The sequence below is a fragment of the Neptunicella sp. genome, from assembly GCF_048268085.1.
Lineage (GTDB): Bacteria > Pseudomonadota > Gammaproteobacteria > Enterobacterales > Alteromonadaceae > Neptunicella.
Genome location: NZ_JBLWWF010000005.1, coordinates 1 through 26,168, shown reverse-complemented (window position 1 = coordinate 26,168; position 26,168 = coordinate 1). Strand labels below are relative to the sequence as shown.

The window sequence follows — 26,168 nt, the reverse complement described above, 5'->3', positions numbered from 1 at the left end:
AAGCCATCCTAATTAATCTGGATTGGCGTGACCGCATATTAAACAAAAATGGCAGGATTAATCTGCGGGAGTGCTTCAAATTCCGGTTTGGCGATATAGTAGCCTTGGTATAAATGGATACCGGTTTGTTGCAAATAGTCAAATTCAGCTTTGGTTTCGACTCCTTCGGCCAAAATTTGAATATTCAGATCTTGGCATAGTTGCGTCGTTCGATGGACAATGGCTTGCTTGACGATATTGGTGTCAATATCACGGATCAGTTCCATATCCAGCTTGAGTAGGTCAGGCCGGAAGTTAGCCAATAAATTTAAACCGGAATGGCCGGAACCAAAATCGTCTAAGGCGGTTTTAAAGCCCATTTCCTGATAGGCCTGAATAATGTTTTGTAGATGGGGGATGTCACTTACCTCTTCATCTTCAATCAATTCAAATAAAATACGTTCGATTGGGAACTGATATTCCTTGGCGGCCTGTAAGGTGGTACGAATACATAATTCAGGTTTATATACGGCGTTAGGTAAAAAATTGATACTAACGAAACAGGCTATGTTTAGTTTCGATGCCAACGCAATAGCTTTAACCCGACAGCTTTGATCGAAGCGGTAACGGTTCGATTCATTGATTTTGCTCAGGATGGAATAAGCCGATTCGCCTTGTGTTCCCCGGACTAACGCTTCATAGGCAAAAATTGATTGATTAGCTGTGTCCACAATGGGCTGAAAGGCCATGGAAAAATCAAAATCCAGCCCCGCACCTTTGGTACATTGACTACAAGCTAATTCGGTAAAGTCTTTAGGCTTATGCATAGGCTCTTTGTGTTAAGGTTTTCTCCCATAGTAGTAGTTGATGCAAGCCACCTCAAGCCTTACTCAAATGAATTGACATATCTATTTTTCGGCTTGTTTACCCTTAAATAGAAATAACATTGGTATCGCTGCTAATGTGACCCACATCATCATGCGAAAATCTTGCAAATAAGCCAATGTAGCGGCTTGTTGGGTTACCATTCCATTCACTTGGCTAAGTCCTTGCGGGGTGGATAAATTTAAACTGCCGCTCTCCACTGCCTGACTTAACGCTTGATTGAGTGGTGCAATATAGTCGGCAAAGGCGGCGTGATTAATTTGAGTCCGCTGGGCAAAGTAAGTCATCACTACCGATATACCAATACTACTACCGATGTTGCGCATTAAGCTGAATAATGCAGTTCCTTCGTTGCGGTAATGAGGGTTGAGCGTTGAAAACGTAATTGTGGACAAAGGCACAAACAAAAAGCCTAGTCCTAAACCTTGGATCACACCGGTACTGACAATCTCGAAGCCTTGTGTATCGGTTGTATATAACGTCATCTCCCATAATGAAAAGCTAGTCAGCAGCAGACCCAATAATATGCTCAATCTGACATCCACTTTGCCTGCCATTCGTCCTACTGCCAACATGGCAAACATCGTACCGAAACCACGAGGAGCAAGTAACAATCCAACATCAATAACCGGATAGCCCATCAGGTTTTGCATAAAGGGTGGCAATAATGCCATGGTAGCAAGCAGGATGACGCCCACGACAAATATAAACAACAATCCGATACTGAAATTTCGATCTTTAAACAGACCCGGCTCAATAAACGGATTTTTGTAAGTAAACATATGCACCACGAACAGGTACAACGCACCAGCGGCTAATGTTGCCTCGATGATGACTTCATAACTGCTGAACCAGTCAAGTGAATGTCCTCTGTCCAGCATCATTTGCAGGGCACCAATACTTAAACTTAGTAACGCAAAGCCGGTGTAATCAAAGCGGCGTGAGCGATCGATGGGCGTTTCTTTGACATAGGCCATTAAACCAAACCACGCCAGTAATCCAAAAGGCAAATTGATATAGAACACCCAACGCCAGTTGTAATATTCTGTTAGCCATCCGCCTAAGGAGGGACCTAAAATGGGGCCTAGCATCACCCCGACACCCCACATTGCCATAGCTGACGCGTGCTTTTCTTTAGGATAACTATCCAGTAATACGGATTGTGACAGGGGGACCAGACTGGCACCAAACACACCCTGCAACAACCGAAATATCACAATTTGATTCAGGCTTTGTGCGGCCCCGCACAGCATCGAAGCCAGAGTAAATCCCACCACAGATAAGAGAAATAATTTTTTGCGCCCAAAACGGGCAGACAAAAAGCCGGTCAGTGGCATACAAATAGCGGCGGCAACGATATAAGAGGTCAATACCCAAGAAATTTGATCCTGAGTAGCGCCCATTGAACCTTGCATGTGCGGCAAGGCGACATTGGCAATAGTCGTATCTAATGCCTGCATGATGGTGGTCAGCATTACCGATAATGTGATCCAGCCACGATTAGCGGTGGCGGTATTGTCAGGTAGGTCTGAATTTAAGCTAGCGGTAGTCATTACTTATAACGTCATTCCGAATAGCTGGCGCTGATAGCCGGTGTCAATTTCGGTGATGGCGCTCAAGCCTGCGCGTAACTTAGGTAAGTGATTGTCAGTATTTAATTTAATCCGTACCGGTACCCGTTGAGCAATCTTGACCCAGTTGCCAGTGGCATTTTGTGCCGGTAATACCGAAAATTCGGCACTAGTGGCAGGACTAAGGCTTTCAACCACCCCCGTCCACTGCATATCCGGGTAAGTATCAATATGAATAGTCACCGGTTGGCCAGGCTGTACATGAGTTAACGCTGTTTCAGTAAAATTCGCCTCTACCCATAAATTATTATTCACCACTAAAGTCATTGAGGTTTGACCGGCGGTTAAATATTGGCCCGGTTTTGGCGGAACTCGGACAATTCCTGACATGGATGCACGCACTTGTGTTCTGGCCAGATCCAGTTTGGCCTGTTCCAGCTCGGCCTGGGCAGCCAGATAATTAGGATGTTGTTCAATCGGCGTATCAACGCTGCCACCTAAGGTGACTGCGATCCGTTTTAAATCCTCTTCAACGGCGACAATTTGTAGACCTGCTATATCGGTATTTTGTTTAGCATCATCATAGGTCGCTGGAGAGATATAGTCTTTTTTAAGCAAGTCGGACTGACGCTGTTGCTCTCTGGTTTGAAAGGCATATTTACTGCGAGCCAGTGAAATTTCGGCCTGTTTTTCTCGATAGCTGGCTTTAAGTGCCGCAATATCAGTATACACTTGGGACAAATGGGCTTGTGCTTTATTGACAGCAACTTGAAAAGGCAAAGTATCAAGTTGGAATAACACGTCCCCTGCTTTAACCGTTTGATTTTCTTGTACTAACACTTTTTTAACCGTGCCTGATACTTCCGCGCTTACCTGCACTTTATCGGCTTTCACATAGGCATTGTCGGTGTCCACAAAGCGGCCATCTTTAAGGTAAAAATAACCGGCACCAAGCAGCGCAATGACCGGAATGATGAGCATCAGAATCAACCGTTTTAAGCCGTTATTTTTGTGGCTAACGCTCTGCATGGCAGCGGTTTCAGCGTTATTAGGGGAACTGTTCATAAACAGACGACTCCGGAAATCTTAGAATTAAAAGCGATTAAGTTGTTCGCGCACTTGTGCCAGTGCGTGCAAAAATTGTTCAGTTTGTTGCTGGTCAAGATCACTTAGCGCGAGCTCCTTCACTTCCAATCCCACACGTTTAATCTCTTCTAACTGAGGAGTGGCCGCCGGGGTAAGGAAAATAAGATGAGCCCTTCTATCTCGTGGATCGGGACGGCGCTCTACAAAACCTTCCTCGGCTAACTGATCGATTAATCGAGCCAAGGTCATGGGTTGAAGCTCAAGTGACTCGGCCAGTTCAACTTGCCGCACGCCTTCATTACGTGAGACATAAATTAATGCCCGAGCCTGGGCTAAGGTAAGTTGACTTCCTTCCAAACGACGTTGAAAGGCTCGTCGCATTAAGCGAGATATATCTGCGATCAAAAAGCCGAGCGATTGTTCTTGAGAGCTCATAAAATAATCAATACATATAATAAGTATACGTTATTATATTGTCAGCTTTGTCATTGTCAAGATTTGGTCTGATTATAATAGTGACGGGTTTTGGGGTTAAACGTCTTATGAAGTTACCGAGAGGACACCACGAACGGCAGTTTATTGCTGTTTGTGGTGTCAGATAACGGTCTGTGCGATTAAGCTAAACGAGCTTGTAACCAGTTGGAGATGGTGGCGAGTTCTTCTACACAAACATTATGCTGCATCGGGTAATCATGCCATTCAACCTGATAGCCGCATTGTTGCAATTGCTGATAAGCTTGCTGGCCATAATCCATCGGTACTACGTCGTCAGAACGACCATGACACATTAATACAGAAGTAGACTGATTGACTGGGTTGGCCTGTTTTGCCAAGCTTTCTGGTTCACTCATATAAGTGGACAGCGCCATGATCCCGGCCAGTTTTTGTCCGAAACGAGGCCCCAAATGCAGCGCGATAACCCCGCCTTGGGAAAATCCTGCCAGTACAATCTTGTCTGCCGGTATTCCATTGGCTATTTCTTGTTCGATTAGCGCCTGAACCAAATTGGCTGATTCGTAAACGCCAGCTGCATCGGCTCGTTTATCCAATTGCATCGATTTAATGTCATACCAGGCGCGCATCTGATAACCATTATTTATTGTAATAGGTCGCACTGGGGCATGAGGAAAAATAAAACGTATCGCTAATTCATCAGGCAGTTTTAATTCCGGCACGATAGGGGCAAAGCCATTGCCGGAATCGCCTAATCCATGCAGCCAAATAACGCAGGCTTTAGCTGTTTGAGTTGGATTGACTTCCACATAAGGTAGCAAGTTATCGCTCATTTAAGCTCCTGCGCTCAGGGTTACTGGTTGCCCAGCCTGCTTGCTGGCCGCTTCATCAATAAATTGCCAGAATTCTGCACCGGTACGCTCATCGATCCATTTCCCTTCCTGAAAATTAAAATGATGACCATTAAACTTGGTGGCGACCCAAATTTGATGCAATGGTGGCTGTTTGTTGATGATAATTTTACTGCCGTTGATAAAGGTTAAGGTCAGAATGCTGCTGGCTGACTCATAATCGATGTCGACCGGACACTCATCCAAAGCCTCTTCGATAACGAGTAACACATCGTCAACGAGTTGGTGATATTCTGAATCGTGCATTATTCAATCTCTGTCATATCAGGAAGGGCTATGGTCAGGAAAAAAGTGGTGTTGATCAAGTACTCTATGCGCGTTGGCGTGAAATATTCAATTTTTAACCCATTATGGTAGGATCGCGGCCAATTAGAGTAATCCAATACGACTAAATCAGACCCTATGAATCAAGTACCCGGTAATTTGTTTATTCTTGCTGCCCCGTCCGGTGGTGGTAAATCCAGTTTAATTAAAGCCTTGTTAGATAAATATACGGATGGCTCAATGCAGTTGTCGGTGTCCTTGACCACCCGCGCCATGCGGCCAGGCGAGGAAGACGGCAAACATTACCACTTTGTCAGTCAAAAAGAGTTTAAACAACAAATTGAGCAAGGTACGTTGTTTGAGTGGGCTGAAGTATTTGGTAATTATTACGGCACGTCCAAAACAGTCATTGAACACACCTTGCAACAGGGGATTGATGTGTTTTTAGATATAGACTGGCAGGGGGCAAGACAAGTGAAAGCACAGTTGCCCGACACCCATAGTATTTTCATTGCTCCCCCTTCACGAGATGAGTTACGCAGACGTTTAACCGGTCGGGGACAAGACTCCGCTGAAGTGATTGAGAATAGAATGGCCTCAGCTCGCTCGGAAATTGAACATTTTGATGAGTTTGATTTTATTCTGGTCAATGATAGTTTTGAGCAAGCGTTACACAACTTGGAAAGTATTGTCTTGGCGCAACGTTGTCGTCAGCAGCGTCAAGTGATTAGACATCAAACTCTGTTTAGTGAACTGCTGGCTGAATAATGATCAGACAGTCGGTCAAAAGCGCTGGCATTACAGTTGATTACTGAGTAAACTATGCAACCTTTTTTTCAACCCCTTTAGACATTGACGGAGAATAGAATGGCCCGTGTAACAGTTGAAAATGCTATTGAAAAAGTTGGTAACCGTTTTGATTTAATTCTGGTTGCTGCACGTCGTGCCCGTCAAATTGCTATTGAAGGCAAAGATCCCAAAGTTGATATGGGTAATGACAAGCCAACCGTTGTTGCGTTACGTGAAATTGAATTAGGGTTAGTCACTGCACAAACCGTTGATCAGGAAGAAATGCATGATCAGCGCGTACAAGAAGAAGCGGATTTTAGCTCTGTTGCCAATATTTTAGCCGAGCAGCAGTAATATACCCTTCATTCTTGAAACTGCATGTTTGTTGGCTGAACTCGTTCGCAACCGCCGTGCAATTCCAGTGATTTCGGGTATAAATCGTGTTTTTAGCTGTGTAATAGTCTAAAAGACGAGAAAATATTGTGCCAACGACGTTCTGCCGTTGGCAACGCCTGCATTTATCCGTATTCTAGAATCATCTATCCAGCCACACTTTTAGTTGTTGATTTGTGTATCTATTTGAAGGCCTGAAAAACAAAATTAGTGAATATCTGCCACCTGAACAGGTTGCCGATGTTGAGCGTGCTTTTAAAGTGGGCCGAGAAGCTCATGATGGCCAGATGCGCAGTAGTGGTGACCCGTATATTACCCATCCCATTGCGGTAGCTGGCATTTTGGCTGAAATGCACCTCGACTTTGAAACCCTGGTCGCGGCTATTTTGCATGATGTAATTGAAGATACCGAGTTAACCAAAAGCGATTTAGCTGAATTATTTGGTGATACCGTAGCCGATTTGGTCGAAGGTGTATCCAAACTGGATAAACTCCAATTCGGTAGCCAAAAAGAAGCTCAGGTCGAAAACTTCCGTAAGATGATTATGGCCATGGTGCAGGATATTCGCGTGATCCTGATTAAATTGGCCGATCGCACTCACAATATGCGTACCCTGGGCGCATTACGTCCTGCCAAACGTCGTCGTATCGCGCTGGAAACGCTTGAAATTTATGCCCCTATTGCTCACCGCCTGGGGATCCACGATATAAAAAATGAGCTGGAAGATCTCGGCTTTAAAGCCATGTATCCCATGCGTTATCGTGCCTTGGGGGAAGCGGTAAAACAGGCTCGTGGTAATCGTAAAGAAATTATCGACAATGTATACACTGAAGTGCGCAGTCGTCTGGAAGAGGTGAACATTTCAGCACAAGTATTAGGTCGTGAAAAACATTTGTATTCGATCTACCGAAAAATGAAAAATAAAGAGCTGAATTTCCATGAGGTGATGGATATTTATGCGTTTCGGGTGGTCGTGGAATCTAACGATAATTGCTACCGCGCATTAGGTGCCATGCACGGTTTATATAAACCTATCGAAGGTCGCTTCAAAGATTACGTGGCGATACCGCGTACCAATGGTTATCAATCCTTACACACTTCACTCGTGGGACCGCATGGTATTCCGGTAGAAATTCAGATCCGGACCGAAGAAATGGATCATATGGCCGATAAAGGCGTGGCCGCGCACTGGATGTACAAACAACCGGGCGAAGAGAAAGGCACGACTGCACAGGTTAGAGCGCGCAAATGGATGAACTCCATTATTGAATTACAGCAAAGCGCCAGTTCGTCATTTGAGTTTATCGAAAACGTTAAAACCGATTTGTTCCCCGATGAAATATATGTATTTACTCCCGATGGCCGAATTATCGAATTACCCACCGGTGCCACTGCGGTCGATTTTGCTTATGCAGTGCATTCCGATGTGGGGAACTCTTGCGTTGGGGTGCGGGTTAACCGCCGTACTTGGTCACTGAGCAGGCCGCTGGAAACGGGCCAATCGGTAGAAATTATTACTTCACCCAGAGCCAAACCTAACGCTAACTGGCTTAATTTTGTCGTCAGTGCCAAAGCCCGTTCCTATATTCGTCAGTATTTGAAAAAGCAGCGTTCCGAAGAAGCCACCAATATGGGGAATCGCTTGTTGCGTCATGCCTTGGGGAATACCAAGTTAGAAAACATTCCGCTTAAAGATATTGATCGGGTAATTAAAGAAACCAAACACAGCACCTTCAATGCGTTGTTAGCTGATATTGGTTTAGGTAATGAACTCAGTGCCATCATTGCCCGGCGTTTAGTGGGTGAAAGTGGGGACGAAATCAAAACCAGTGGTCGCCGTGTTGCCATCAAAGGGACAGAAGGATTATTAGTTACTTACGCCCGCTGTTGTCACCCTATTCCGGGCGACGCGGTATTTGCATTGCTGAGTCCGGGTAAAGGCATGGTTATTCATCAAAACGGCTGTCGTAATATTGCCCGCATCGTGCGTGAAGAGCCCAATCGGGTACTGGAAATGCATTGGGATCAGGATCCTCAGGGAGAGTTTAAAGCGGCACTGCGAGTTGAGTTAATCAACCGTCAGGGCACGTTGGCGACGCTAACTAATACCGTGGTCACCAATGATTCGAATATTGTGTCACTACAAACCGAAGAAAAAGAAAGCAACGTTTATTATATTGATATGGAACTGACCATTCATAATCGTCTGCACTTGGCTAATATCATGCGTAAAATTAGGGTGATGCCAGAAGTACAACGAGTATCCCGGCATAGCCAATCCCGCTCTTCAAATTAATTTAATCAAACATTTATAAGGAAAAAACATGTCCAGAACGGTTATTAATACGCCCAATGCACCACAGGCAATCGGTACTTATAGCCAGGCTGTCAAAGTGGGAACAACCGTCTATTTATCCGGTCAGATCCCATTAGTGCCAAGCACAATGGAAGTGATTTCGGAAGATTTTGCCGAGCAAACACAACAAGTTTTCGCCAATTTAACTGCGGTTTGTGAAGCCGCCGGTGGAACCTTGAACGACTTGGCCAAAGTGAATATTTTTATGACTGATTTAAGCAACTTTGCCACCGTAAATGAAATTATGAGTCAGCATTTTAGCCAGCCTTACCCGGCTCGTGCCGCAATTCAAATCAGTGCGTTACCAAAAGGCGTACAGATTGAAATCGACGGTGTGATGGAGCTTTAATTTATCGCCGCGCCATCCATGCAAAAAAGCGGACTTGTCGGAACACCCTGTTCATTCATTCGACAAGTCCGTTTTTAGTGGGAAAAATAATCGTTGTTAGGCAGCAGCCAATCCAGTGTTCAGCAATAACAGCAAAGATTATATAAAAATTAACTTTCCAACTGCGCCTATTCAGGCAATTGTTGTATGATGCCGCCAAGGCTTCATTAGTAAAATAGACATGGAATGCATTCACCCGCTCATACACCTCTAACTGAACTAAAAGGCGTTGGCAGTAAAGTTGCCGAGAAGTTAGCCAAGTTAGGACTAGTGACGGTTCAGGACTTGTTGTTTCATCTACCCAATCGTTATGAAGATCGTACCCGGGTTTATCCGATCGCCGATTTAATGCCGCATATTCACGCCAGTATTGAAGCCACCATCCAAGCTGTTGATATTACATTTGCCCGTCGCCGCATGTTGGTAGTGCGTGTCAGTGATGGTACCGGTAGTATCAGTTTGCGCTTTTTTCATTTTACAGCTGCGCAGAAGAACAACTTGCAGATGGGTAAAACCATTCGCTGTTTTGGTGAGATCCGGGCTGGAAAATACGGACTGGAAATGATGCATCCTGAATATAAATTGCAGGATGATAGTCAGGTTAAACCATTGGAAGAAGCGTTGACCCCAGTCTATCCAACTACCGAAGGGCTAAAGCAAATTAGTTTGCGTAATTTAACCGAACAGGCATTAGCTTTTCTGAACAAACAGGGTCTTACTGAGTTATTGCCCACGGGGTTATATCAGGATCAAATATCCTTACCCGAGGCGCTCAACCTGGTGCACCGACCTCCACCGGATGTCGGGTTATCGTTATTGCAAGAAGGCAAGCATCCGGCACAACGTCGTCTGGTAATGGAAGAATTACTGGCCCATCACTTAAGCGTACTGAAAGTGCGTCAACAAAGTGATCAGCATCAGGCGATTGCTATTCAAACCGATCAATCACTGATTAATCAATTTTTGGATTTGTTACCTTTCTCCCCCACTGCTGCACAGCAGCGGGTGGTGGCCGAAATTCAGCATGATATGGCAGCACAAAAACCGATGATGCGATTAGTGCAGGGGGATGTAGGATCCGGTAAAACCCTAGTGGCAGCATTGGCGGCGTTATCAGCCTTGAGTCAAGGTTATCAGGTGGGATTAATGGCCCCTACCGAATTATTAGCCGAGCAACACGCCAATAATTTTAGCCAGTGGCTTGAGCCTTTAGGTATCAAAATAGGCTGGTTGGCCGGTAAGCTCAAAGGTAAAGCTCGTGAAGCGGTGCTGGAAAATTTAGCCAACGGTGACATTCAAATGTTAGTGGGCACTCATGCGATTTTTCAGCAGCAAGTCCAATTTCAACATTTGGCGTTGGTGATTGTGGATGAACAGCATCGCTTTGGGGTGCATCAGCGTTTAGCACTGCGGGAAAAGGGACAACAACAAGGCATGTATCCACACCAGCTGATTATGACTGCCACCCCTATTCCACGTACATTAGCCATGACCGCCTACGCAGATTTGGATACCTCTATTATTGATGAATTGCCCCCCGGGCGAACACCAGTCAAAACTGTGGTGGTGCCGGATAGTCGCCGTGGTGAAATTATTGAACGGGTCAAGCAGGCCGCACTTACCGAAAAGCGACAAATTTATTGGGTGTGCACGTTAATCGAAGAATCCGATGTATTGCAGTGTCAAGCTGCCGAAGATACCGCTATTGCATTAAACACTGCTTTACCGGATCTGCGTGTCGGTCTGGTACATGGCCGCCTTAAACCCAAAGAAAAACAGGCGATTATGCAGCAGTTTAAAGACGCTGAACTGGATTTATTGGTGGCCACAACCGTTATTGAAGTGGGGGTAGATGTACCCAATGCCAGTTTAATGATAATTGAAAATCCTGAGCGACTAGGGCTGGCGCAACTGCATCAGTTACGAGGACGAGTGGGTCGGGGATCGGTAGAGAGTCATTGTGTATTGTTATATCAACATCCATTATCCAAAACGGCCAATTTACGTTTGGCGGTACTGCGGGAAAGTAATGACGGTTTCTTAATAGCCCAGCGCGATTTGGAAATTCGCGGACCGGGGGAATTATTGGGTACCAAGCAAACCGGGCTTGCCGATTTGAAAATAGCCGATTTAGTGCGTGATGCTGAACTGATCCCGCAAGTATTGGAGTTGGCGCATAAAATTTGGCACGAATATCCCTCTCATGCTCAGGCAATTATTAATCGCTGGTTAGCTCATCGGGAAGATTATGGTCATGCCTGATTTTTTATTAATGGTCGAAGATAAAGCCTACCTAGAACTGGCTGAAAACATTGCGGCAAAAAGAGGCTTTACCCTAGTACGTCAGGCCAACACTGGTCTGGTATTAACCTTTGGCGATACCGGCTTGCAGCTAAAGCAATTGGATGAACCGAAAATCGGTGGAGTCTTAGTGGATTTTGCCAGCGATGCCATGACGTATCGTCGTCAACATGGTGGGGGCAAAAAGGAAGCGGTCGCCAAAGCCGTGGGAATTAAAACCGCTGAACGGCCTACGGTACTTGATTGCACCGCAGGACTGGGGCGTGATGCATTTATTCTGGCCAGTTTAGGCTGCCAGGTGCAGATGATAGAACGTTCAACCGTCGTTGCCGCGTTGTTAGAGGATGGTATTCGGCGCGCTTGTTTGCATCCGGATTTGGCTGACTGGTTTGCTCAACGCATGCAATTGCTGGACGGTTTTGCTGTTGAAGTAATGCAACGTTGGCAGCAAGATAACCCTGATGTGGTGTATTTGGATCCGATGTTTCCACACCGTAAAAAATCCGCTATGGTCAAAAAAGAAATGCGTTTATTCCAGCAATTGTTAGGGCCCGATGAAGACGCCGATCTGTTACTTGGCCCCGCCCTCGCTCTCGCGAAAAAGAGAGTGGTAGTCAAACGTCCCGCTGGTGCCCCTTATCTTGCCCAGCGTAAGCCTGATATTGAAATGACCGGGAAAGCCAACCGCTTTGATATTTATTTGAAGCACCACTGAGCGCTATCTTTAAACTACTATAAAAGACTCGCAAAGTATGATGCCTGTATCGATCGGTTTTAATGTTAAATTAATCGAATAGGCAAACAGTCATTGCTTTAAACCGTACCACAAGTTTTGATGGCTCAGAAAAAATGAACGGATAACTCAGTTACCTGTCCATCTTTATAATGGTAATCCTGACTCACACACTCAATAGGTCATTAGGGCTTATTATCAATGCTTAAGGAATTTATATGATACAAGTTAACCAAAAATTACCCGACGTTACTTTTTCATTGCGCCAAAATGGTGAGGCCAGCAATCCAACCACTGACGATTTGTTTGCCAACAAGAAAGTGGTGTTATTTGCGGTACCTGGCGCTTTTACACCAACCTGCTCGAATGCCCATCTACCTGGTTATGTTGCATTGGCGGATAAATTTGAGGCTAAAGGAGTCGATCAAATCATTTGTGTAGCGGTAAACGATGCGTTTGTAATGGAAGCCTGGGGTAAATCCCAAAACGCGGAACATATTATGATGTTGGCCGACGGTGGTGCAGCATTTACCCAAGCAATAGGGTTGGACACCGACACCGGTACATTTGGTGGCGTGCGCTCAGGACGTTATGCCATGCTGGTGGAAGATGGTGTGGTTAAGGTGCTTAATATAGAAAAACCCAAGGAGTTTGAAGTCAGCGATGCTGAAAGTATGTTGGCACTTGTCTAAACAAACCTAAATAGATACGGGATTGGTCTATCAATCCGAACATTTTATATTATGATTAAAAGTATCTAGGACAGATACTTTTAATCATTGATGAGATACCTGACGTTTTTACTTCTCTTTTTTGTACTAATTAATCCGCTTAAAGCCGATCCTAATGTCATTCGACATATTAGCCATAGCAATCAGGACGATTTTCGTGACCTTTTTTATGCTGATCTGCTTAACCTTAGTCTTCATGCTACCCAACAAGAGTATGGTGATTATCAGTTAGTGCCAGTGTCAGTAGGCGTTTTTCAGGGTAGAGCGATTGAATTATTAAAAGAAGGCAAAGCCCTCGATGTGATCTGGACGATGACATCCGAAGAACGGGAGCAGCAATTACTTCCCATTCGGATCCCGCTGATAAAAGGAATTATGGGCTATCGATTATTAATGATACCACAGGGAACACAAAGCAAGTTTGACGCTATTACTGAACAGCAATTAAAGCAGAAATGGGCAGGTCAGGCCTATGACTGGCCAGATACGCAAATATTAAAAGCCAATGGATTTAACGTGTTAACAGCTCCAGCATCGACTCTTTTGGGCATGCTTAAGGCGGGTCGTTTTGACTATTTCCCACGGGGTTTGCAAGAAATATGGGATGAGGTAGATAGTTACGATGGGGTCACTGTGGAAGAACATCTGCTTCTGTATTATCCCGCGCCAATGTTTTTCTTTGTGAATTCACATAATCACTTATTGGCAGAGCGTATTGAAAAAGGTTTACGTCTAGTGGTGGAAAGCGGTGAGCATGAAAAATTGCTAGAACAATACCACTTTATTCGTGATGCGGTAATAAAAGCCAAAATCGATCAACGGACAATTATCACTCTGCACAATCCAACGCTGAGTTTACAAAGCCGTCAGGCATTGGATCCTTCCGTTACATTGCATGCTGAACATCTCTCTGAAAACTAAAAAAGAGCCCGAAGGCTCTTTTTGTAGTTTAAATAATATCCGAATTCGGATATGACGCCTTAGGGTTAACACCACCCACCGTCGAGGCGTCAAGACAATCTGGTGGGTGGCCCCCAATTAGTTCAAACGATCAAGCAACTCTTTACCGATTTCAGTTTCGATATAACCGTTTGTTTCTGCCCATTGTTGAATAGCCATACCATCCGCTTCGGCTTGGGCTAAATCACTTTTAGACATTTTTTTAATCATATAAGTGCCAACATCTACCGATGCATTCTGCATTGAATAGCGTATTAGGCTGTTGCCACCACAAGATACACCGTTATAAAAATCGCCCAAACGCAGGTTGTAATCACGTTTTACTGAACGCATTTTTTTACGAAGCTCACCTTTGTCATTGTTTTTCACAATAGTACAAATGTTTTGCAAATCTTCGTTCACGTCTGCAAAGCTCATTGGAGCGACTAATACGGTAGATAATGCTGCGATAGTTAATAACTTTTTCATAATACTTGCCTCTGTAAATTTTTAATTAATCTAAACTGCCTTGACGGAAACTATCCTATCGGGCTGAAATGATTCTTACAGGGGGTAAAAATACACATAGGTATATAAAATAATACCAATGAGAAGTGGTGAAGAGTGGGAAAGGTAACGGCCGATAAATGGATCGAATACACTAACAAACGATCTGGTTAATAATAAAAAAGGGCTAAAAAGCCCTTTGAGTAGACGCCTTGGGGGGATATGTCACTCGTCGTCGAGGCGTCAAGACAATCTGACGAGTGACCCCCAATTAGTTTAAGCGAGCAATTAACTCTTTACCGATTTCAGTATCAATAAAACCGTTTGCTTCAGCCCATTGTTGAACTGGCATGCCGTCAGCTTCAGCTTGGGCCAGATCTTTTTTAGACATTTTTTTGATGATGTATGTACCTACATCGGTCGCATTATTCTGCATTGAGTAGCGGATTAAGCTGCTACCACCACAAGATACGCCAGTGTAAAAATCACCTAAACGCAAGTTGTAATCGTTTTGTACAGAACGCATTTTTTTACGTAACTCACCTTTATCGTTGTTTTTAACGATAGTGCAGATATTTTGTAGATCTTCATTCACGTCAGCAAAGCTAAAAGGAGTGGCTAAAACACTTGCTACAGCTGCGATAAGAGTTAATTTTTTCATGGTAATGCCTCATTAATTTGTAAGTTGAATTGTCTTGACGGCGCGCATCATACGTCCGGTTGCGAAAATCGCATAGATGGAACGAAAGTACCTATGTATGTAACTTTATACCTATTCTTTTTAGCGCGCGTCTGGCGGGGATTTGAAGTAGAATAGGGAAGCGATTTTTATCTTTAATATTCATCGCGTTAGCGGGGGTTGAAAGAAAAAGCCACCCCATAAAAATTTTAAGGAAGCAAGTCGGTAACATGCAGCAAGTTGACGTTATTATTATTGGAGCCGGTGCGGCTGGGTTATTTTGTGCGGCTCAGGCGGGCAAACGGGGTCGAAAAGTGCTGGTGCTGGATCACGCCAAACGTATTGGTGGCAAAATTCTGATGTCCGGAGGTGGGCGTTGCAATTTTACCAATATGTATGCGGAGCCAGAAAACTTCCTGTCGGATAATCCTCATTATTGTAAATCGGCACTGAGTCGATACAGCCAATGGGATTTTATCGGTTTGGTCAGCGATTATGGTATCGCCTATCACGAAAAAACCTTAGGCCAGCTGTTTTGTGACGATTCCGCCAAACAGATTGTTAACTTGTTACTGAGTGAGTGCGACAAGGCTGGTGTCAAAGTGCAATCAAGTTGTGCGGTACAAAGTATCGACAAGCACAGCAACGGTTTCACTCTTGAGAGCAGCCACGGTCAATATCAATGTGAATCGCTGGTGATTGCTACCGGTGGTTTATCCATGCCAAAACTGGGAGCCAGTCCCTTCGGCTATAAAATAGCCGAGCAGTTTGGCTTATCGGTTAAGCCAACCTGTGCCGGGTTGGTGCCTTTTACCTTACACGAGCAGGATAAAAGCGTATTGGCTGAATTAAGCGGTATCTCGCTGGATGCCAGCGCCGAGTGCAATAATACGCTGTTTAAAGAAAATATTTTGTTTACTCATCGCGGCCTCAGCGGCCCGGCGGTATTACAAATATCTTCCTATTGGCAACCCGGTCAGGCGGTAGAATTTAATTTGTTTCCTAATGGCGACTTACTCGCTGAACTAGTCAAGGCGCAAACACAACAACCGGATATATTGCTGTCTACTGCTTTGTCACAGTTCTACCCTAAGCGTTTTGTGCAAACCGCAGTGAGCTATTTTGCGCTGGACAATAAGCCGCTAAAACAATATCAGGGCAAGCAACTGGAACAGGTTGCAGAAGCGTTTACCGCATGGCAACTCAAACCGAATGGCACTGAAGGTTATCGAACCGCCGAAGTTACACTGGGCGGAGTCAATGTCGATCAACTTTCCTCCAAAACCATGATGGCCAAAGACGTTGATGGTTTGTATTTTATCGGTGAAGTGGTCGATGTAACCGGCTGGTTGGGAGGGTTCAATTTTCAGTGGGCCTGGAGTAGTGGCTGGGTTGCGGGACAAGAGGTGTAATATTGAACTGGGATTTATTGAGAGCAAAATAAAAAAATTTGTCACACTTTTCTCGTTGCCCGTGCCTTTAAGTTAACCATCACAATTAACTTATAGGAATGCTTCATTATGAATGTTTTAGTTAAGGCAACAACAGTCACCCAACCCCGCCAGTTTAGGCTCCCTTTTATTGTTGCGTTTATCGCGACGATATTTTGCCAATTATTGTTCAGTGGTTTGGCAACGGCATCTGAATTACCTGATCACAACGAGACAAAACAGTTTACCGTAAGCGTAACAGGCCAGGGTAAAGCGGTTATTTTAATTCCGGGTTTAATGTCAGATGCGCGAGTGTGGAATGATTTAAGTCGGGTATTGGAAAAACGTTACCAGCTTCATCTGGTTAACATTGCCGGTTTTGCTGATACACCAGCCGTTTCAAATCCTTCGTTACTCAAGTTAAAACAGCAGTTACTTGATTATATTGAACAGAATAAACTGGATAAACCGGCCATTATTGGTCATAGCCTGGGGGGCTTTATGGCCATGTGGGTGGCGGCTGGTGCGCCAGACTCGGTGGGGCCGATTATATCGGTTGACGGTTTGCCCTTTATTGGCCCAGTATTTACCCAAACCAATACATCAACGGTGGAGAGTTTAGCTAGCCAGGCGGCACAAATGAGAGATATGTATAGTGCAATGACTTCACAACAACTGAGTATGCAAAGTCGCTATGGCTTATCCCATCAGGCCACCAGTGTTGAGGCGCAAAATACCGTGATGGCGATGATAGAACCATCCGATCCTGCTACGGTAGGAGAAGCGCTTTTTACCTTGTTAAGTACCGATTTGCGTCAGGACATTGGCAAAATTAACACGCCATTATTGCTGTTAGGCGCTACAGGCGGCTTAACCGAAAAGGCTCAAAAACAGGCGGCAAAACAGTTATATCAGCAACAATTGGCCGCATTACCTCAAGCTAAACTCGTGATGAACAACCAGTCCCGACACTTTATTATGCTAGATGATCCAAACTGGCTGACTAAACAAGTAGTGGAATTTTTGGAGACGGCACTATGAGTTTGAATGATGCGTTATACGCAGATGTGGTTTTAGCTCAAGACGGTGATCAGCAAGCCTTTGCTCGTCTTATTCAACAAACCAGTAATATGGTTAGTAGTATTGCATTATCCATCGTAAAAGATATTGATAATAGTGAAGATGTCGCTCAGCTGGTGTATATCGGTGCCTGGCAGCAATTATCAACTTTGCAAAATAGCGCCAGTATTTTGCCTTGGTTAAGACAGATGACGCGCTATAAAGCGCTGAATTTTTTACGCGATCACAAAGTTAACCAAAAGGTAAATGGTCAACAGGCCGATGAATTACTTGCGCAATTTTGTGATCCTGATGGCGATCTGGATATCAGCTTACAACGCCAGCAACAGTCAGTGATTGTGAGTGATTTTGTGCACAGGCTACCGGAAGAAAGTCGCGAAATTGTGCTGCTGTATTATCGCGAAGAACAATCCAGCCAGCAGGTTGCCAGATTGTTGGAGCAAAGCGAAGCGAACGTGCGTCAAAAGTTATCGCGGGTCAGACAATTATTACAGCAACAAATACTGGCCAAATATGGACGACTACTGCTTTCTACTGCACCGGCCGTTGGCTTTAGCGCGTTAGTCTTGGGGGCAATTACCACCAGCTCCCCTGCCGCTGCCGCCGCCATAGGATCGGCTGCCGCAAGCGGTAAATCCGGTTTTTGGGGCAAACTGGCCGCTTTGTTAGGTGGCTCGATGATAGGCGCATTGTTTGGGGTGGTGGCGGTACGTTTCAGCACGATGTTTTTACTCAAAAAAGTGTCCAGCGACGAGGCAAAATCCCATATTTTGGATTACCGCAAAAAGGTTACCTTGTGGTTAATGTTTAGTGCCATCTTAATCACCCTAAGTTACGAACTCACCACGGGCTGGTGGGCACCGGTAGCTGCCTATTTGTTGTTTGCCAGCGTGCTGTTTTTTAAAGTGACAAAATTACGCAATTTTGTTTCCACAGAAGTCTGTGAGCGCGGCGAACCAACCCTCAAGCAAAAACGTATGCGCTTGCGTATTGATATTTGCTACTGGTTTGGTGCGCTACTGGGGTTTGGTGGTGGTTTTGCTGGTATGCTGATTGGCTTGATAAATAGTGGACGATTGCCGCTGTAGCGGTGGCAATCCTGATCCTGTTGATGGTGTAAGGAAGTTAAATATATTGAGCAAATTAAGCTACCCTGTCCCTGCCCAAACGTGGCAAACCGAGTTAGAAATTAAACGCAGCAAGTTTTTAACTTTTGCCGCCAACGCGGCCAGCCGCGAAGAAGCTGAGCAGTTTATTCGCTCCCTGCGCGAACAACATCCACAGGCTAATCATGTATGCTGGGCCTATATTGCCGGAGCACCGAATACCACGGTGCGTTCCATGAGTGATGACGGTGAGCCTAGTGGTACGGCAGGGATGCCGATGCTTAAAGTATTGCAACACAGTGGATTAGGTGATGTGGTGGTTGCGGTGGTACGTTATTTTGGTGGGGTAAAATTAGGCACTGGCGGATTACAACGCGCTTATTCGGATGCAGTCGCACAGGTATTAGCTGAGTTACCCGTTAGCCAAAAAGTCAGTCGTACCGGGTTACAAGTTATTTATGATTATGCAGATGATGGTGCCATTGTCCGTTTATTTGAACGTTACGACGTGACCGATATTCAGGCCGAATATGCCGAGCAAATCACGTTGCAATTAGCGGTAGCCGATACCGATGTGGATCCTCTTAAAACAGAACTAGTCAATCTGACGGCGGGTAATATACAAATCGCTAAAAATCCCGCTAAAGCATAAAAATAGACGCTGGTTTGGCTGTCTAGTCGTGTTAATCTGCCGGTTTGACTTATCTTAAGCGGATTTAATACATGGCTTATTTTGTTGGTGCTTATGCAAGCTCTCCTAACACTTCCGGTTGGAATGCCACTCTGGAATCCGAGTACTACCAGCAGCTCAAAACTTTAAAACAACTCAAAGGACTGGAACATCCTTTTGTTGGATCATTGCACCCCCATGATGACCAATGGTTTTTAGATAATATTGATCCGGCTTGGGATTATGTTTTTACCTGTGTACCGGGCATTATGAATGCCTTAAGCCAAAACCCGCATTTTGGCCTGGCATCAGAGAATGAAAATGGTCGTGCAGCTGCGCTCACTTTTATGCAACAAGCCTGTGATGCCATTGGTAAACTTAATGCTCACCTTGGCCGTAATGCGGTAAAGGCGATTCAAATTCAAACCGCCCCTAATCAAAATAACGCCTTGGCTTCGGCTGCCGCTTTGCAAGCTTCACTCAGCACCATGCTTAGCTGGAATTGGCATGGTGCGCAGCTGGTTATTGAACATTGCGATACCTTGGTAGCGGGTCAAACACCAGCCAAGGGATTTTTAAGTTTGGATGCCGAAATTCAGGTACTTCAAGCCGTTAACCAGCAATCTCAAACGCCGATAGGTATTGTGATTAACTGGGGGCGTTCGGTATTGGAACTGCGCCATCCAGATGGTGCGCTGCAGCATATTCAACAGGCCAAAGATGACGGATTATTGTCCGGTGTGATGTTTTCTGGCGCCTCTGATCAAGACACTGAATATGGGGTATGGAAAGACACGCACATGCCGCCGGCACCGTCTGATAAAGTCACGTTTGGTGCTGCCCATTCGTTAATGACCGAGTCGCAAATGCATCAATGCTTAACCCTTGCGGACGCCAATACGTTATCGATTGTAGGAATAAAGTTGGGTATTCGACCCCGTGATACTTCGCTCGCAGATCGAATTGGCTATATTCGTGATGGCTTAGGAATTTTGCAGCGTTGGAGTTAGCGTTAAGGTTATTGATTTGGTGGTAACAGGTAAAACAGCTAATACATGTAAGGCGAGTGACTCGCTTTGCGGGGCAACAAAATGAAGAACTATGTAGGACGTAAATCTGAATGAATAAATTACTGACCTTAATACTCAAGGGCTTAATGGCCGTGCTGCCGTTAGGGTTAACCATCTATTTTATTTATTGGCTGGTTTCAACGCTTGAGGCATTACTGCAACCGGTTATACCGGCACAATATTATTTTTCCGGGATGGGATTATTGGCCGGCCTGATCTTTTTATTGTTGGTGGGGTTGGTGATCAACCTTTACGGCATTCGCTGGTTAATTGGATTGGGCAATAAGCTTTTGATCAAAATACCTTTGGTTAAATCGGTTTATGGTGCGATTCAGGACATTATTACCGTATTTAATCTTAGCCGCGATGGCGAGATGCAAAGTGTGGTGTCGGTAGATGTAGGTAATGATATGCGGGTCATCGGTTTTATTACTGGTGAAAAAACCGGTCAGCGCTTGTATCCCGGCGATGATCGCATTGGTGTGTATATCCCGTTGAGTTATCAAATTGGCGGGCATACCGTTTATATTCATCGCGATAAACTCACACCACTGGATATTGGCGTCGAGGAAGCAATGCGTTTAGCACTCACTGCTGGAGCTAAAGCCGATAAGCCCGAACGTTGATTTATGTCACAAACGATAAAATTTTTGTAAAAAATTTATCGTTTGCCCCTTGAGTTCATCCGTAACACCCCCATTTGGTCTTGCAGTACAAATTTTCGGTGTATTGGTAATGTTGCCATTACATCATCAAATTCCCGCATCGCGGGGTTATTAACTAGAAATTACTGGAATTTTCAGGAGATTTGAAAATGGCAATCCGTCCTTTACATGATCGTGTAATTATCAAGCGTCAAGAGCAGGAATCTAAGTCTGCTGGCGGTATCGTTTTAACTGGCTCTGCCGCAGAAAAATCAACTCGCGGAGAAGTTGTTGCCGTGGGTAATGGTCGTTTATTGGATAACGGCGAAGTCAGAGCCCTTGATGTAAAAATTGGCGACATCGTAATTTTCAACGATGGCTACGGTGTTAAAACCGAGAAGTTGGATGGTGAAGAAGTGCTTATCTTAAGTGAAAGCGACATTTTGGCTGTAGTTGAATAACAGCCCTTTCATCCACAGTTAGAAACAGAATTTAAAGAGGAAATTAATTATGTCAGCTAAAGAAGTTCGTTTTTCTGGTGACGCACGTGCCAAGATGTTGGCCGGTGTTAACGTATTAGCCAATGCGGTAAAAGTTACTCTAGGTCCTAAAGGTCGTAACGTTGTTTTAGACAAGTCTTTTGGCGCGCCTACTATCACTAAAGATGGTGTTTCAGTTGCTAAAGAAATTGAATTAGAAGACAAGTTCGAAAACATGGGCGCTCAAATGGTTAAGGAAGTTGCTTCCAAAGCCAATGATGAAGCCGGTGACGGAACTACAACTGCAACAGTATTAGCTCAAGCTATCGTTAGCGAAGGTTTAAAAGCCGTTGCTGCGGGTATGAACCCGATGGATCTGAAACGTGGTATCGACAAAGCGGTTATTGCTGCGGTTGCTGAATTAAAAGAATTGTCTTCTCCATGTGCCGATTCTAAAGCCATTGCTCAGGTAGGTACTATCTCTGCTAACTCTGATACCGAAGTGGGTCAAATCATTGCCGAAGCAATGGACAAAGTAGGTAAAGAAGGCGTTATTACCGTTGAAGAAGGCCAAGCGTTACAGAACGAATTGGACGTGGTTGAAGGTATGCAATTCGACCGTGGTTACTTATCTCCTTATTTCATGAACAATCAGGAAAATGGCACAGTAGAACTGGACAGCCCATTCATCCTGTTGGTAGATAAAAAAATCTCCAATATCCGTGACATGCTACCTACTCTGGAAGCCGTTGCTAAAGCGTCCAAGCCATTACTGATTATTGCCGAAGATGTTGAAGGTGAAGCACTGGCAACATTGGTCGTAAACAACATGCGCGGTATCGTTAAAGTGGCTGCGGTTAAAGCCCCAGGTTTTGGTGACCGTCGTAAAGCCATGTTACAAGACATCGCTACGCTAACTGGCGGTACGGTGATTTCTGAAGAAATCGGTTTGGAACTGGAAAAAGTTACTCTGGAAGATCTGGGTACAGCTAAACGTGTTGTTATCAACAAAGACAACACGACCATCGTTGATGGTGCCGGTGAACAAGACAGCATCGAAGCTCGTTGTGGTCAAATTCGTGCTCAAATCGAAGAATCTACTTCAGATTACGATAAAGAAAAACTGCAAGAGCGTCTGGCTAAATTAGCTGGCGGTGTTGCGGTGATCAAAGTCGGTGCTGCCACCGAAGTTGAAATGAAAGAGAAAAAAGCCCGCGTTGAAGATGCATTACATGCAACTCGTGCAGCCGTTGAAGAAGGCGTTGTTGCTGGTGGTGGTGTTGCCCTGGTACGTGCCGCGTCTAAATTGCAAGGCTTGGAAGGTGACAACGAAGATCAAACTCACGGTATTAAATTAGCTTTACGTGCAATGGAAGCGCCAATGCGCCAAATCGCTGCTAATGCCGGTGCCGAAGCCTCTGTTGTAACCAACGAAGTGAAAAACGGTTCTGGTAACTACGGTTACAATGCCGGTAACGATACTTACGGCGACATGCTGGAAATGGGTATTCTGGATCCAACTAAAGTGACTCGTTCAGCTCTGCAATTTGCTGCCTCAATTGCCAGCCTGATGATCACCACCGAATGTATGATTGCCGATGCACCAAAGGAAGATGCACCAGCCATGCCTGATATGGGCGGCATGGGTGGTATGGGTGGAATGGGCGGCATGATGTAATTTCACTGGTTAAAATCAGCCTTGGCGGCGTTGTTATTTCGCTCATGTAGAAGAAAACCTACACTACGCTTATAACGTCTTGCCAATACTGATTTTTCCAGCGTGAAATACATGCAGTTTGTTTTGCTTGTAGCATAAACATAAAAAACCCGCTTCGGCGGGTTTTTTATTGGCTGATGATTATATAATTCTGGAAAGTGGACTGATCACCGAATTACCACCACGTTGTAAAACATGAGTGTAAATTTGAGTTGTTTTAACGTCAGAATGGCCTAATTGTTCTTGAACAGTGCGAATGTCTGCACCAGATTCTAAAAGATGAGTCGCAAAGCTGTGTCTAAGGGTATGGCAAGTGACTCTTTTTTCTATCCCGGCTTTGTAAGCCGCCGACTTAATCGCTTTGCGTACTGTTGTTTCGTCAATATGGTGACGACGATGTAAATGACTTTCAGGATCAATACTGAGCCTGCTTGAAGGAAAGAGGTAATGCCATCCCAGTTGTTTTGGTGCAGCAGGATATTTTCTGGCTAACGCGTAGGGTAACCAAACACCGGCATAATCTGGATTTTGAAGATCAAAATCAAAATAGCGCTGCACTTGAGTCATTTGCTCTTTGAGTGCCGAAACCATTTCTGTGGCTAAGGTTGTGCGACGGTTTTTATTGCCTTTTCCTTGCCAAACCATAACGGAAAGATAATCAAAATCAATATCTTGAACGCGTAACCGTGCCGCCTCCATCAGACGCAATCCACTACCATACATTAGCTGAGCTAACAGCTTATGTTGCGGATTAATGTGTAAGAGTAACTGGTAAACTTCTTGAGTTGTTAAAACTACGGGTAACTTTTGTGCTGTTCTTGCTTGGTTGAATTGCATATCTTGAGACAACGGCTTGCGAATGATCTGACGGTATAAAAAGCAAATGGCATTTAATGCTGTTGCTTGTGTTTTAACTGCAACATGACGCTCATTAGCCAAATAACTCAAGAAAGACTCCACCTCGGCATCACCCATATCATTGGGATGGCGTTTATGGTGAAACAAAATAAAAAACTTAATCCAATACAAATAAGTACTAATGGTACGTTTGGCATATCGGCGCGTAAGCATAAATTCACCGACATAAATTAAAAATTGGGAAGCCATGATTAATCCTAAATTAATGTGTATTTATATACAGTAGTTTAGGTTTGAGGGTTTTTCAAAAACTTGCGGGTCAAAAGCCTTGTTTGTTTTTTGACTCATAAATGATGTGTATCTAAGAAATTGATTTAGTTAAATATCCAGAGTATGGTCAGAAAACTAAATCAGGAAAGAAGGAATTTCACCCGGCACGAATACGGGATTAATTCCTTCTATTAAGTTGTTATAAGCACTTTTATATATGAGTAAATTTCTCAGCATATTTTTATTGATGACAGCATTTTCTAGTGTTGCTGTTGAAAAAGTGCCTTTCGTAAGTTTGCTAACGTCATCTGAAAAATATGACGGAAAATGCATTCAAACAGTAGGTGTGCTTAGCATTGAGTTTGAAGGTGGTCGTCTTTACCTTGATCAAGCAAGTTACATTGCGCGCGCTTTTGAAAATGGTATTTCTCAGCCCTTTGAAGCTGTGGTAGTAGCTTATGATAGTGAAAATGCTGAAGCCCAAGTTAAGAGGTTAAACGATGCATACGAAGGTAAACTGGTTAGGATTGTAGGCAAATTTCAAGCAATTAATCCTTCAAAACGTTTTCTCAGTACTAGAAGCGCATTTAGCTCAATAACCTACATACAAACACTTGCGCCATATGAAGGGGCAATATTTGGCAATCAAGCAAGGTGCTTATAACAATGCGCTTAAAAAGGCGGACGCGTAACACTTGGCTCGCGCTCGTACCTCGCTGATTTTAGCCAAGTGCTACTTGCCGTTTAGCGCGGCGTTAAATGGCAAAGGAAATGTGCAAACCTAAAGCAATAGAAGATATAACCGTCGAAGATTTAAAAGCTCATCGTTGGTGTTTTTACCAAAACGATGAAGAGGGTTTTGATGCGTTTGAACATGTAATCCCAGATAATCACCCTGATTTCTCAGAGCACGTAATTGAACTAGAATTATCTGAGTTTAAATTTGCCAATGGCAAATCTTGTTTTGGGTTTTACGATGGTTCCGAGGCTTTTAATATTATCGCTGGCGATCAATGGTATTCTTTTTGGTACGGTATTGCCGAGCCCAACGCTGAAGATTTAGCAAGGTTAAAGTCATTTGTTGTTAGCAATAACTTAGAGCTTCCGGTAGTTGTACAAGCAAAGTGGTCAGGCACATCTAAAACATTCAGTGGCATCCAATATATAAATCCAAATGGCGAAACAATTGAAAAAACCATTTAACAAGCCGCTTAAATTTGTTCTGGCCGCAAAAACCGCGGCCTCCACCGGACTCGCTAACGCTCGCCGTTTAGCGGAGCGTTATAACTCACAGAGAAATTTGGTGAATAGATTTAAGATTGCTTTACTACTTTTTGTTTCGTTCTTTTCAATGTCTGCTGAATTTGGGAATCTAGCGGAGCTGGATGAAAATCTCATTGAGGAACAAGCCAGAAGCTTTGTAGATAGCAAATACATTGATGTTGATCCTAAAAAGCTAGTTCTGTTCGGTATCAGGTTAAATTACTCAAAGCTCATTGAAGGCCAATCGGAGTTAGTTGCAACATTTATAAACTTATCTTCGAAAGATACGGGGCAGCCTGTTGAACGAGTTATGCCTTCCCCTGATAAACCAAACGAATCAACTAAGGTTGTGTTTACTCAGTATCAAACTATTGAATTAACTTTTAATAAATACGGGCAGGTAATAAGGTCGAATAAACGCCAAGAAATATACCCTGATCCACCTGATATATTTAATAAAATGGTAAGTGAGTTATAACAATCGCATAAAGTCAGACTACACAAATGGGCCGACTTTTTGCAAAGAACAACGACGCAAAACTCGTCCAATTTGCTCCGCTTCTTATGCGGGCGTTAAATTCTTGGAGAGATAATGAGCATCTTATATTTAGTAAA

Annotated in this window: 28 protein-coding genes; 19 read left to right on the top strand and 9 right to left on the bottom strand. The window is 44.2% G+C overall.

Annotated elements, in window-relative coordinates; genetic code table 11:
- Positions 1-38: 38 nt before the first annotated feature.
- From ACTD55_RS05205 to cyaY, 6 genes are all read right to left on the bottom strand, one after another.
- On the bottom strand, positions 39-806 hold the full coding sequence (locus tag ACTD55_RS05205) for an EAL domain-containing protein (protein WP_438863256.1): 768 nt from the start codon (positions 804-806) through the stop codon (positions 39-41).
- Between the two features lie 81 nt (positions 807-887).
- The gene (locus ACTD55_RS05200) at positions 888-2,417 is read right to left on the bottom strand and encodes a DHA2 family efflux MFS transporter permease subunit (RefSeq protein ID WP_438863255.1); all 1,530 of its coding nucleotides are present in this window, start codon (positions 2,415-2,417) and stop codon (positions 888-890) included.
- 3 nt (positions 2,418-2,420) lie between these two features.
- Positions 2,421-3,500, bottom strand: coding sequence for an HlyD family secretion protein (locus tag ACTD55_RS05195; protein ID WP_438863254.1), 1,080 nt, complete (start codon positions 3,498-3,500; stop codon positions 2,421-2,423).
- A gap of 27 nt (positions 3,501-3,527) precedes the next feature.
- On the bottom strand, positions 3,528-3,956 hold the full coding sequence (locus tag ACTD55_RS05190; protein ID WP_438863253.1) for a MarR family winged helix-turn-helix transcriptional regulator: 429 nt from the start codon (positions 3,954-3,956) through the stop codon (positions 3,528-3,530).
- A gap of 179 nt (positions 3,957-4,135) precedes the next feature.
- Positions 4,136-4,807, bottom strand: coding sequence for an alpha/beta hydrolase (locus tag ACTD55_RS05185; protein WP_438863252.1), 672 nt, complete (start codon positions 4,805-4,807; stop codon positions 4,136-4,138).
- The gene (cyaY, locus tag ACTD55_RS05180) at positions 4,808-5,131 is read right to left on the bottom strand and encodes an iron donor protein CyaY (protein WP_438863251.1); all 324 of its coding nucleotides are present in this window, start codon (positions 5,129-5,131) and stop codon (positions 4,808-4,810) included.
- 156 nt (positions 5,132-5,287) lie between these two features.
- On the opposite strand from cyaY, the gene gmk reads away from it, so the two are divergent.
- From gmk to ACTD55_RS05140, 8 genes are all read left to right on the top strand, one after another.
- Positions 5,288-5,917, top strand: a complete 630-nt coding sequence (gene gmk / locus ACTD55_RS05175; RefSeq protein WP_438863250.1) for a guanylate kinase — start codon at positions 5,288-5,290, stop codon at positions 5,915-5,917.
- Between the two features lie 99 nt (positions 5,918-6,016).
- Entirely contained in the window at positions 6,017-6,292 is a 276-nt protein-coding gene (gene rpoZ, locus ACTD55_RS05170; RefSeq protein ID WP_438863249.1) for a DNA-directed RNA polymerase subunit omega, read from the top strand.
- A 215-nt stretch (positions 6,293-6,507) separates the two neighbouring features.
- Positions 6,508-8,628, top strand: a complete 2,121-nt coding sequence (spoT, locus tag ACTD55_RS05165) for a bifunctional GTP diphosphokinase/guanosine-3',5'-bis pyrophosphate 3'-pyrophosphohydrolase (RefSeq protein ID WP_438863248.1) — start codon at positions 6,508-6,510, stop codon at positions 8,626-8,628.
- Between the two features lie 28 nt (positions 8,629-8,656).
- Positions 8,657-9,037, top strand: coding sequence for a RidA family protein (locus ACTD55_RS05160; protein ID WP_438863247.1), 381 nt, complete (start codon positions 8,657-8,659; stop codon positions 9,035-9,037).
- A gap of 225 nt (positions 9,038-9,262) precedes the next feature.
- Positions 9,263-11,338, top strand: coding sequence for an ATP-dependent DNA helicase RecG (gene recG, locus ACTD55_RS05155; RefSeq protein WP_438863246.1), 2,076 nt, complete (start codon positions 9,263-9,265; stop codon positions 11,336-11,338).
- The gene (locus ACTD55_RS05150) at positions 11,331-12,092 is read left to right on the top strand and encodes a class I SAM-dependent methyltransferase (protein WP_438863245.1); all 762 of its coding nucleotides are present in this window, start codon (positions 11,331-11,333) and stop codon (positions 12,090-12,092) included. The genes recG and ACTD55_RS05150 overlap by 8 nt, the downstream gene beginning before the upstream one ends.
- Positions 12,093-12,328: 236 nt before the next feature.
- On the top strand, positions 12,329-12,802 hold the full coding sequence (locus ACTD55_RS05145) for a peroxiredoxin (protein WP_438863244.1): 474 nt from the start codon (positions 12,329-12,331) through the stop codon (positions 12,800-12,802).
- Between the two features lie 90 nt (positions 12,803-12,892).
- Positions 12,893-13,762 carry a hypothetical protein gene (locus ACTD55_RS05140; protein ID WP_438863243.1) on the top strand — a complete coding sequence of 290 codons (870 nt, stop codon included), beginning with the start codon at positions 12,893-12,895 and terminating at the stop codon, positions 13,760-13,762.
- 117 nt (positions 13,763-13,879) lie between these two features.
- Here the strand turns inward: ACTD55_RS05140 and ACTD55_RS05135 are convergent, their stop codons facing one another.
- Positions 13,880-14,269: a DUF3718 domain-containing protein gene (locus ACTD55_RS05135; RefSeq protein WP_438863242.1), complete on the bottom strand. Its 390-nt coding sequence runs from the start codon at positions 14,267-14,269 to the stop codon at positions 13,880-13,882.
- Between the two features lie 289 nt (positions 14,270-14,558).
- Positions 14,559-14,948 (bottom strand): DUF3718 domain-containing protein, encoded by a 390-nt coding sequence (locus ACTD55_RS05130; protein ID WP_438863241.1) that lies wholly within the window; start codon positions 14,946-14,948, stop codon positions 14,559-14,561.
- Between the two features lie 248 nt (positions 14,949-15,196).
- Between ACTD55_RS05130 and ACTD55_RS05125 the strand changes: the two genes are divergently transcribed.
- The 8 genes from ACTD55_RS05125 to groL all read left to right on the top strand — a co-directional run bounded on the left by ACTD55_RS05125 (position 15,197) and on the right by groL (position 23,123).
- Entirely contained in the window at positions 15,197-16,378 is a 1,182-nt protein-coding gene (locus ACTD55_RS05125; RefSeq protein WP_438863240.1) for an NAD(P)/FAD-dependent oxidoreductase, read from the top strand.
- A 108-nt stretch (positions 16,379-16,486) separates the two neighbouring features.
- Complete coding sequence (locus ACTD55_RS05120) at positions 16,487-17,437, top strand: alpha/beta fold hydrolase (RefSeq protein WP_438863239.1); 951 nt, start codon at positions 16,487-16,489, stop codon at positions 17,435-17,437.
- Positions 17,434-18,564, top strand: coding sequence for an RNA polymerase sigma factor (locus ACTD55_RS05115; protein WP_438863238.1), 1,131 nt, complete (start codon positions 17,434-17,436; stop codon positions 18,562-18,564). The genes ACTD55_RS05120 and ACTD55_RS05115 overlap by 4 nt, the downstream gene beginning before the upstream one ends.
- 46 nt (positions 18,565-18,610) lie before the next feature.
- Entirely contained in the window at positions 18,611-19,234 is a 624-nt protein-coding gene (locus ACTD55_RS05110) for a YigZ family protein (protein ID WP_438863237.1), read from the top strand.
- A 71-nt stretch (positions 19,235-19,305) separates the two neighbouring features.
- On the top strand, positions 19,306-20,262 hold the full coding sequence (locus ACTD55_RS05105) for a DUF4862 family protein (protein WP_438863236.1): 957 nt from the start codon (positions 19,306-19,308) through the stop codon (positions 20,260-20,262).
- Positions 20,263-20,372: 110 nt separating this feature from the next.
- Positions 20,373-20,948 carry a DUF502 domain-containing protein gene (locus ACTD55_RS05100; protein WP_438863235.1) on the top strand — a complete coding sequence of 192 codons (576 nt, stop codon included), beginning with the start codon at positions 20,373-20,375 and terminating at the stop codon, positions 20,946-20,948.
- Between the two features lie 188 nt (positions 20,949-21,136).
- Positions 21,137-21,427: a co-chaperone GroES gene (locus tag ACTD55_RS05095; RefSeq protein ID WP_438863234.1), complete on the top strand. Its 291-nt coding sequence runs from the start codon at positions 21,137-21,139 to the stop codon at positions 21,425-21,427.
- A gap of 49 nt (positions 21,428-21,476) precedes the next feature.
- The gene (gene groL, locus ACTD55_RS05090; RefSeq protein ID WP_438863233.1) at positions 21,477-23,123 is read left to right on the top strand and encodes a chaperonin GroEL; all 1,647 of its coding nucleotides are present in this window, start codon (positions 21,477-21,479) and stop codon (positions 23,121-23,123) included.
- 180 nt (positions 23,124-23,303) lie between these two features.
- On the opposite strand, the gene ACTD55_RS05085 is transcribed toward groL, so the two are convergent.
- The gene (locus tag ACTD55_RS05085; protein ID WP_438863232.1) at positions 23,304-24,269 is read right to left on the bottom strand and encodes an integron integrase; all 966 of its coding nucleotides are present in this window, start codon (positions 24,267-24,269) and stop codon (positions 23,304-23,306) included.
- Positions 24,270-24,507: 238 nt separating this feature from the next.
- Between ACTD55_RS05085 and ACTD55_RS05080 the strand changes: the two genes are divergently transcribed.
- From ACTD55_RS05080 to ACTD55_RS05070, 3 genes are all read left to right on the top strand, one after another.
- Entirely contained in the window at positions 24,508-24,954 is a 447-nt protein-coding gene (locus ACTD55_RS05080; protein WP_438863231.1) for a hypothetical protein, read from the top strand.
- Between the two features lie 95 nt (positions 24,955-25,049).
- Positions 25,050-25,493 (top strand): hypothetical protein, encoded by a 444-nt coding sequence (locus ACTD55_RS05075; protein ID WP_438863230.1) that lies wholly within the window; start codon positions 25,050-25,052, stop codon positions 25,491-25,493.
- The gene (locus ACTD55_RS05070; protein ID WP_438863229.1) at positions 25,477-26,031 is read left to right on the top strand and encodes a hypothetical protein; all 555 of its coding nucleotides are present in this window, start codon (positions 25,477-25,479) and stop codon (positions 26,029-26,031) included. The genes ACTD55_RS05075 and ACTD55_RS05070 overlap by 17 nt, the downstream gene beginning before the upstream one ends.
- Positions 26,032-26,168: the final 137 nt, after the last annotated feature.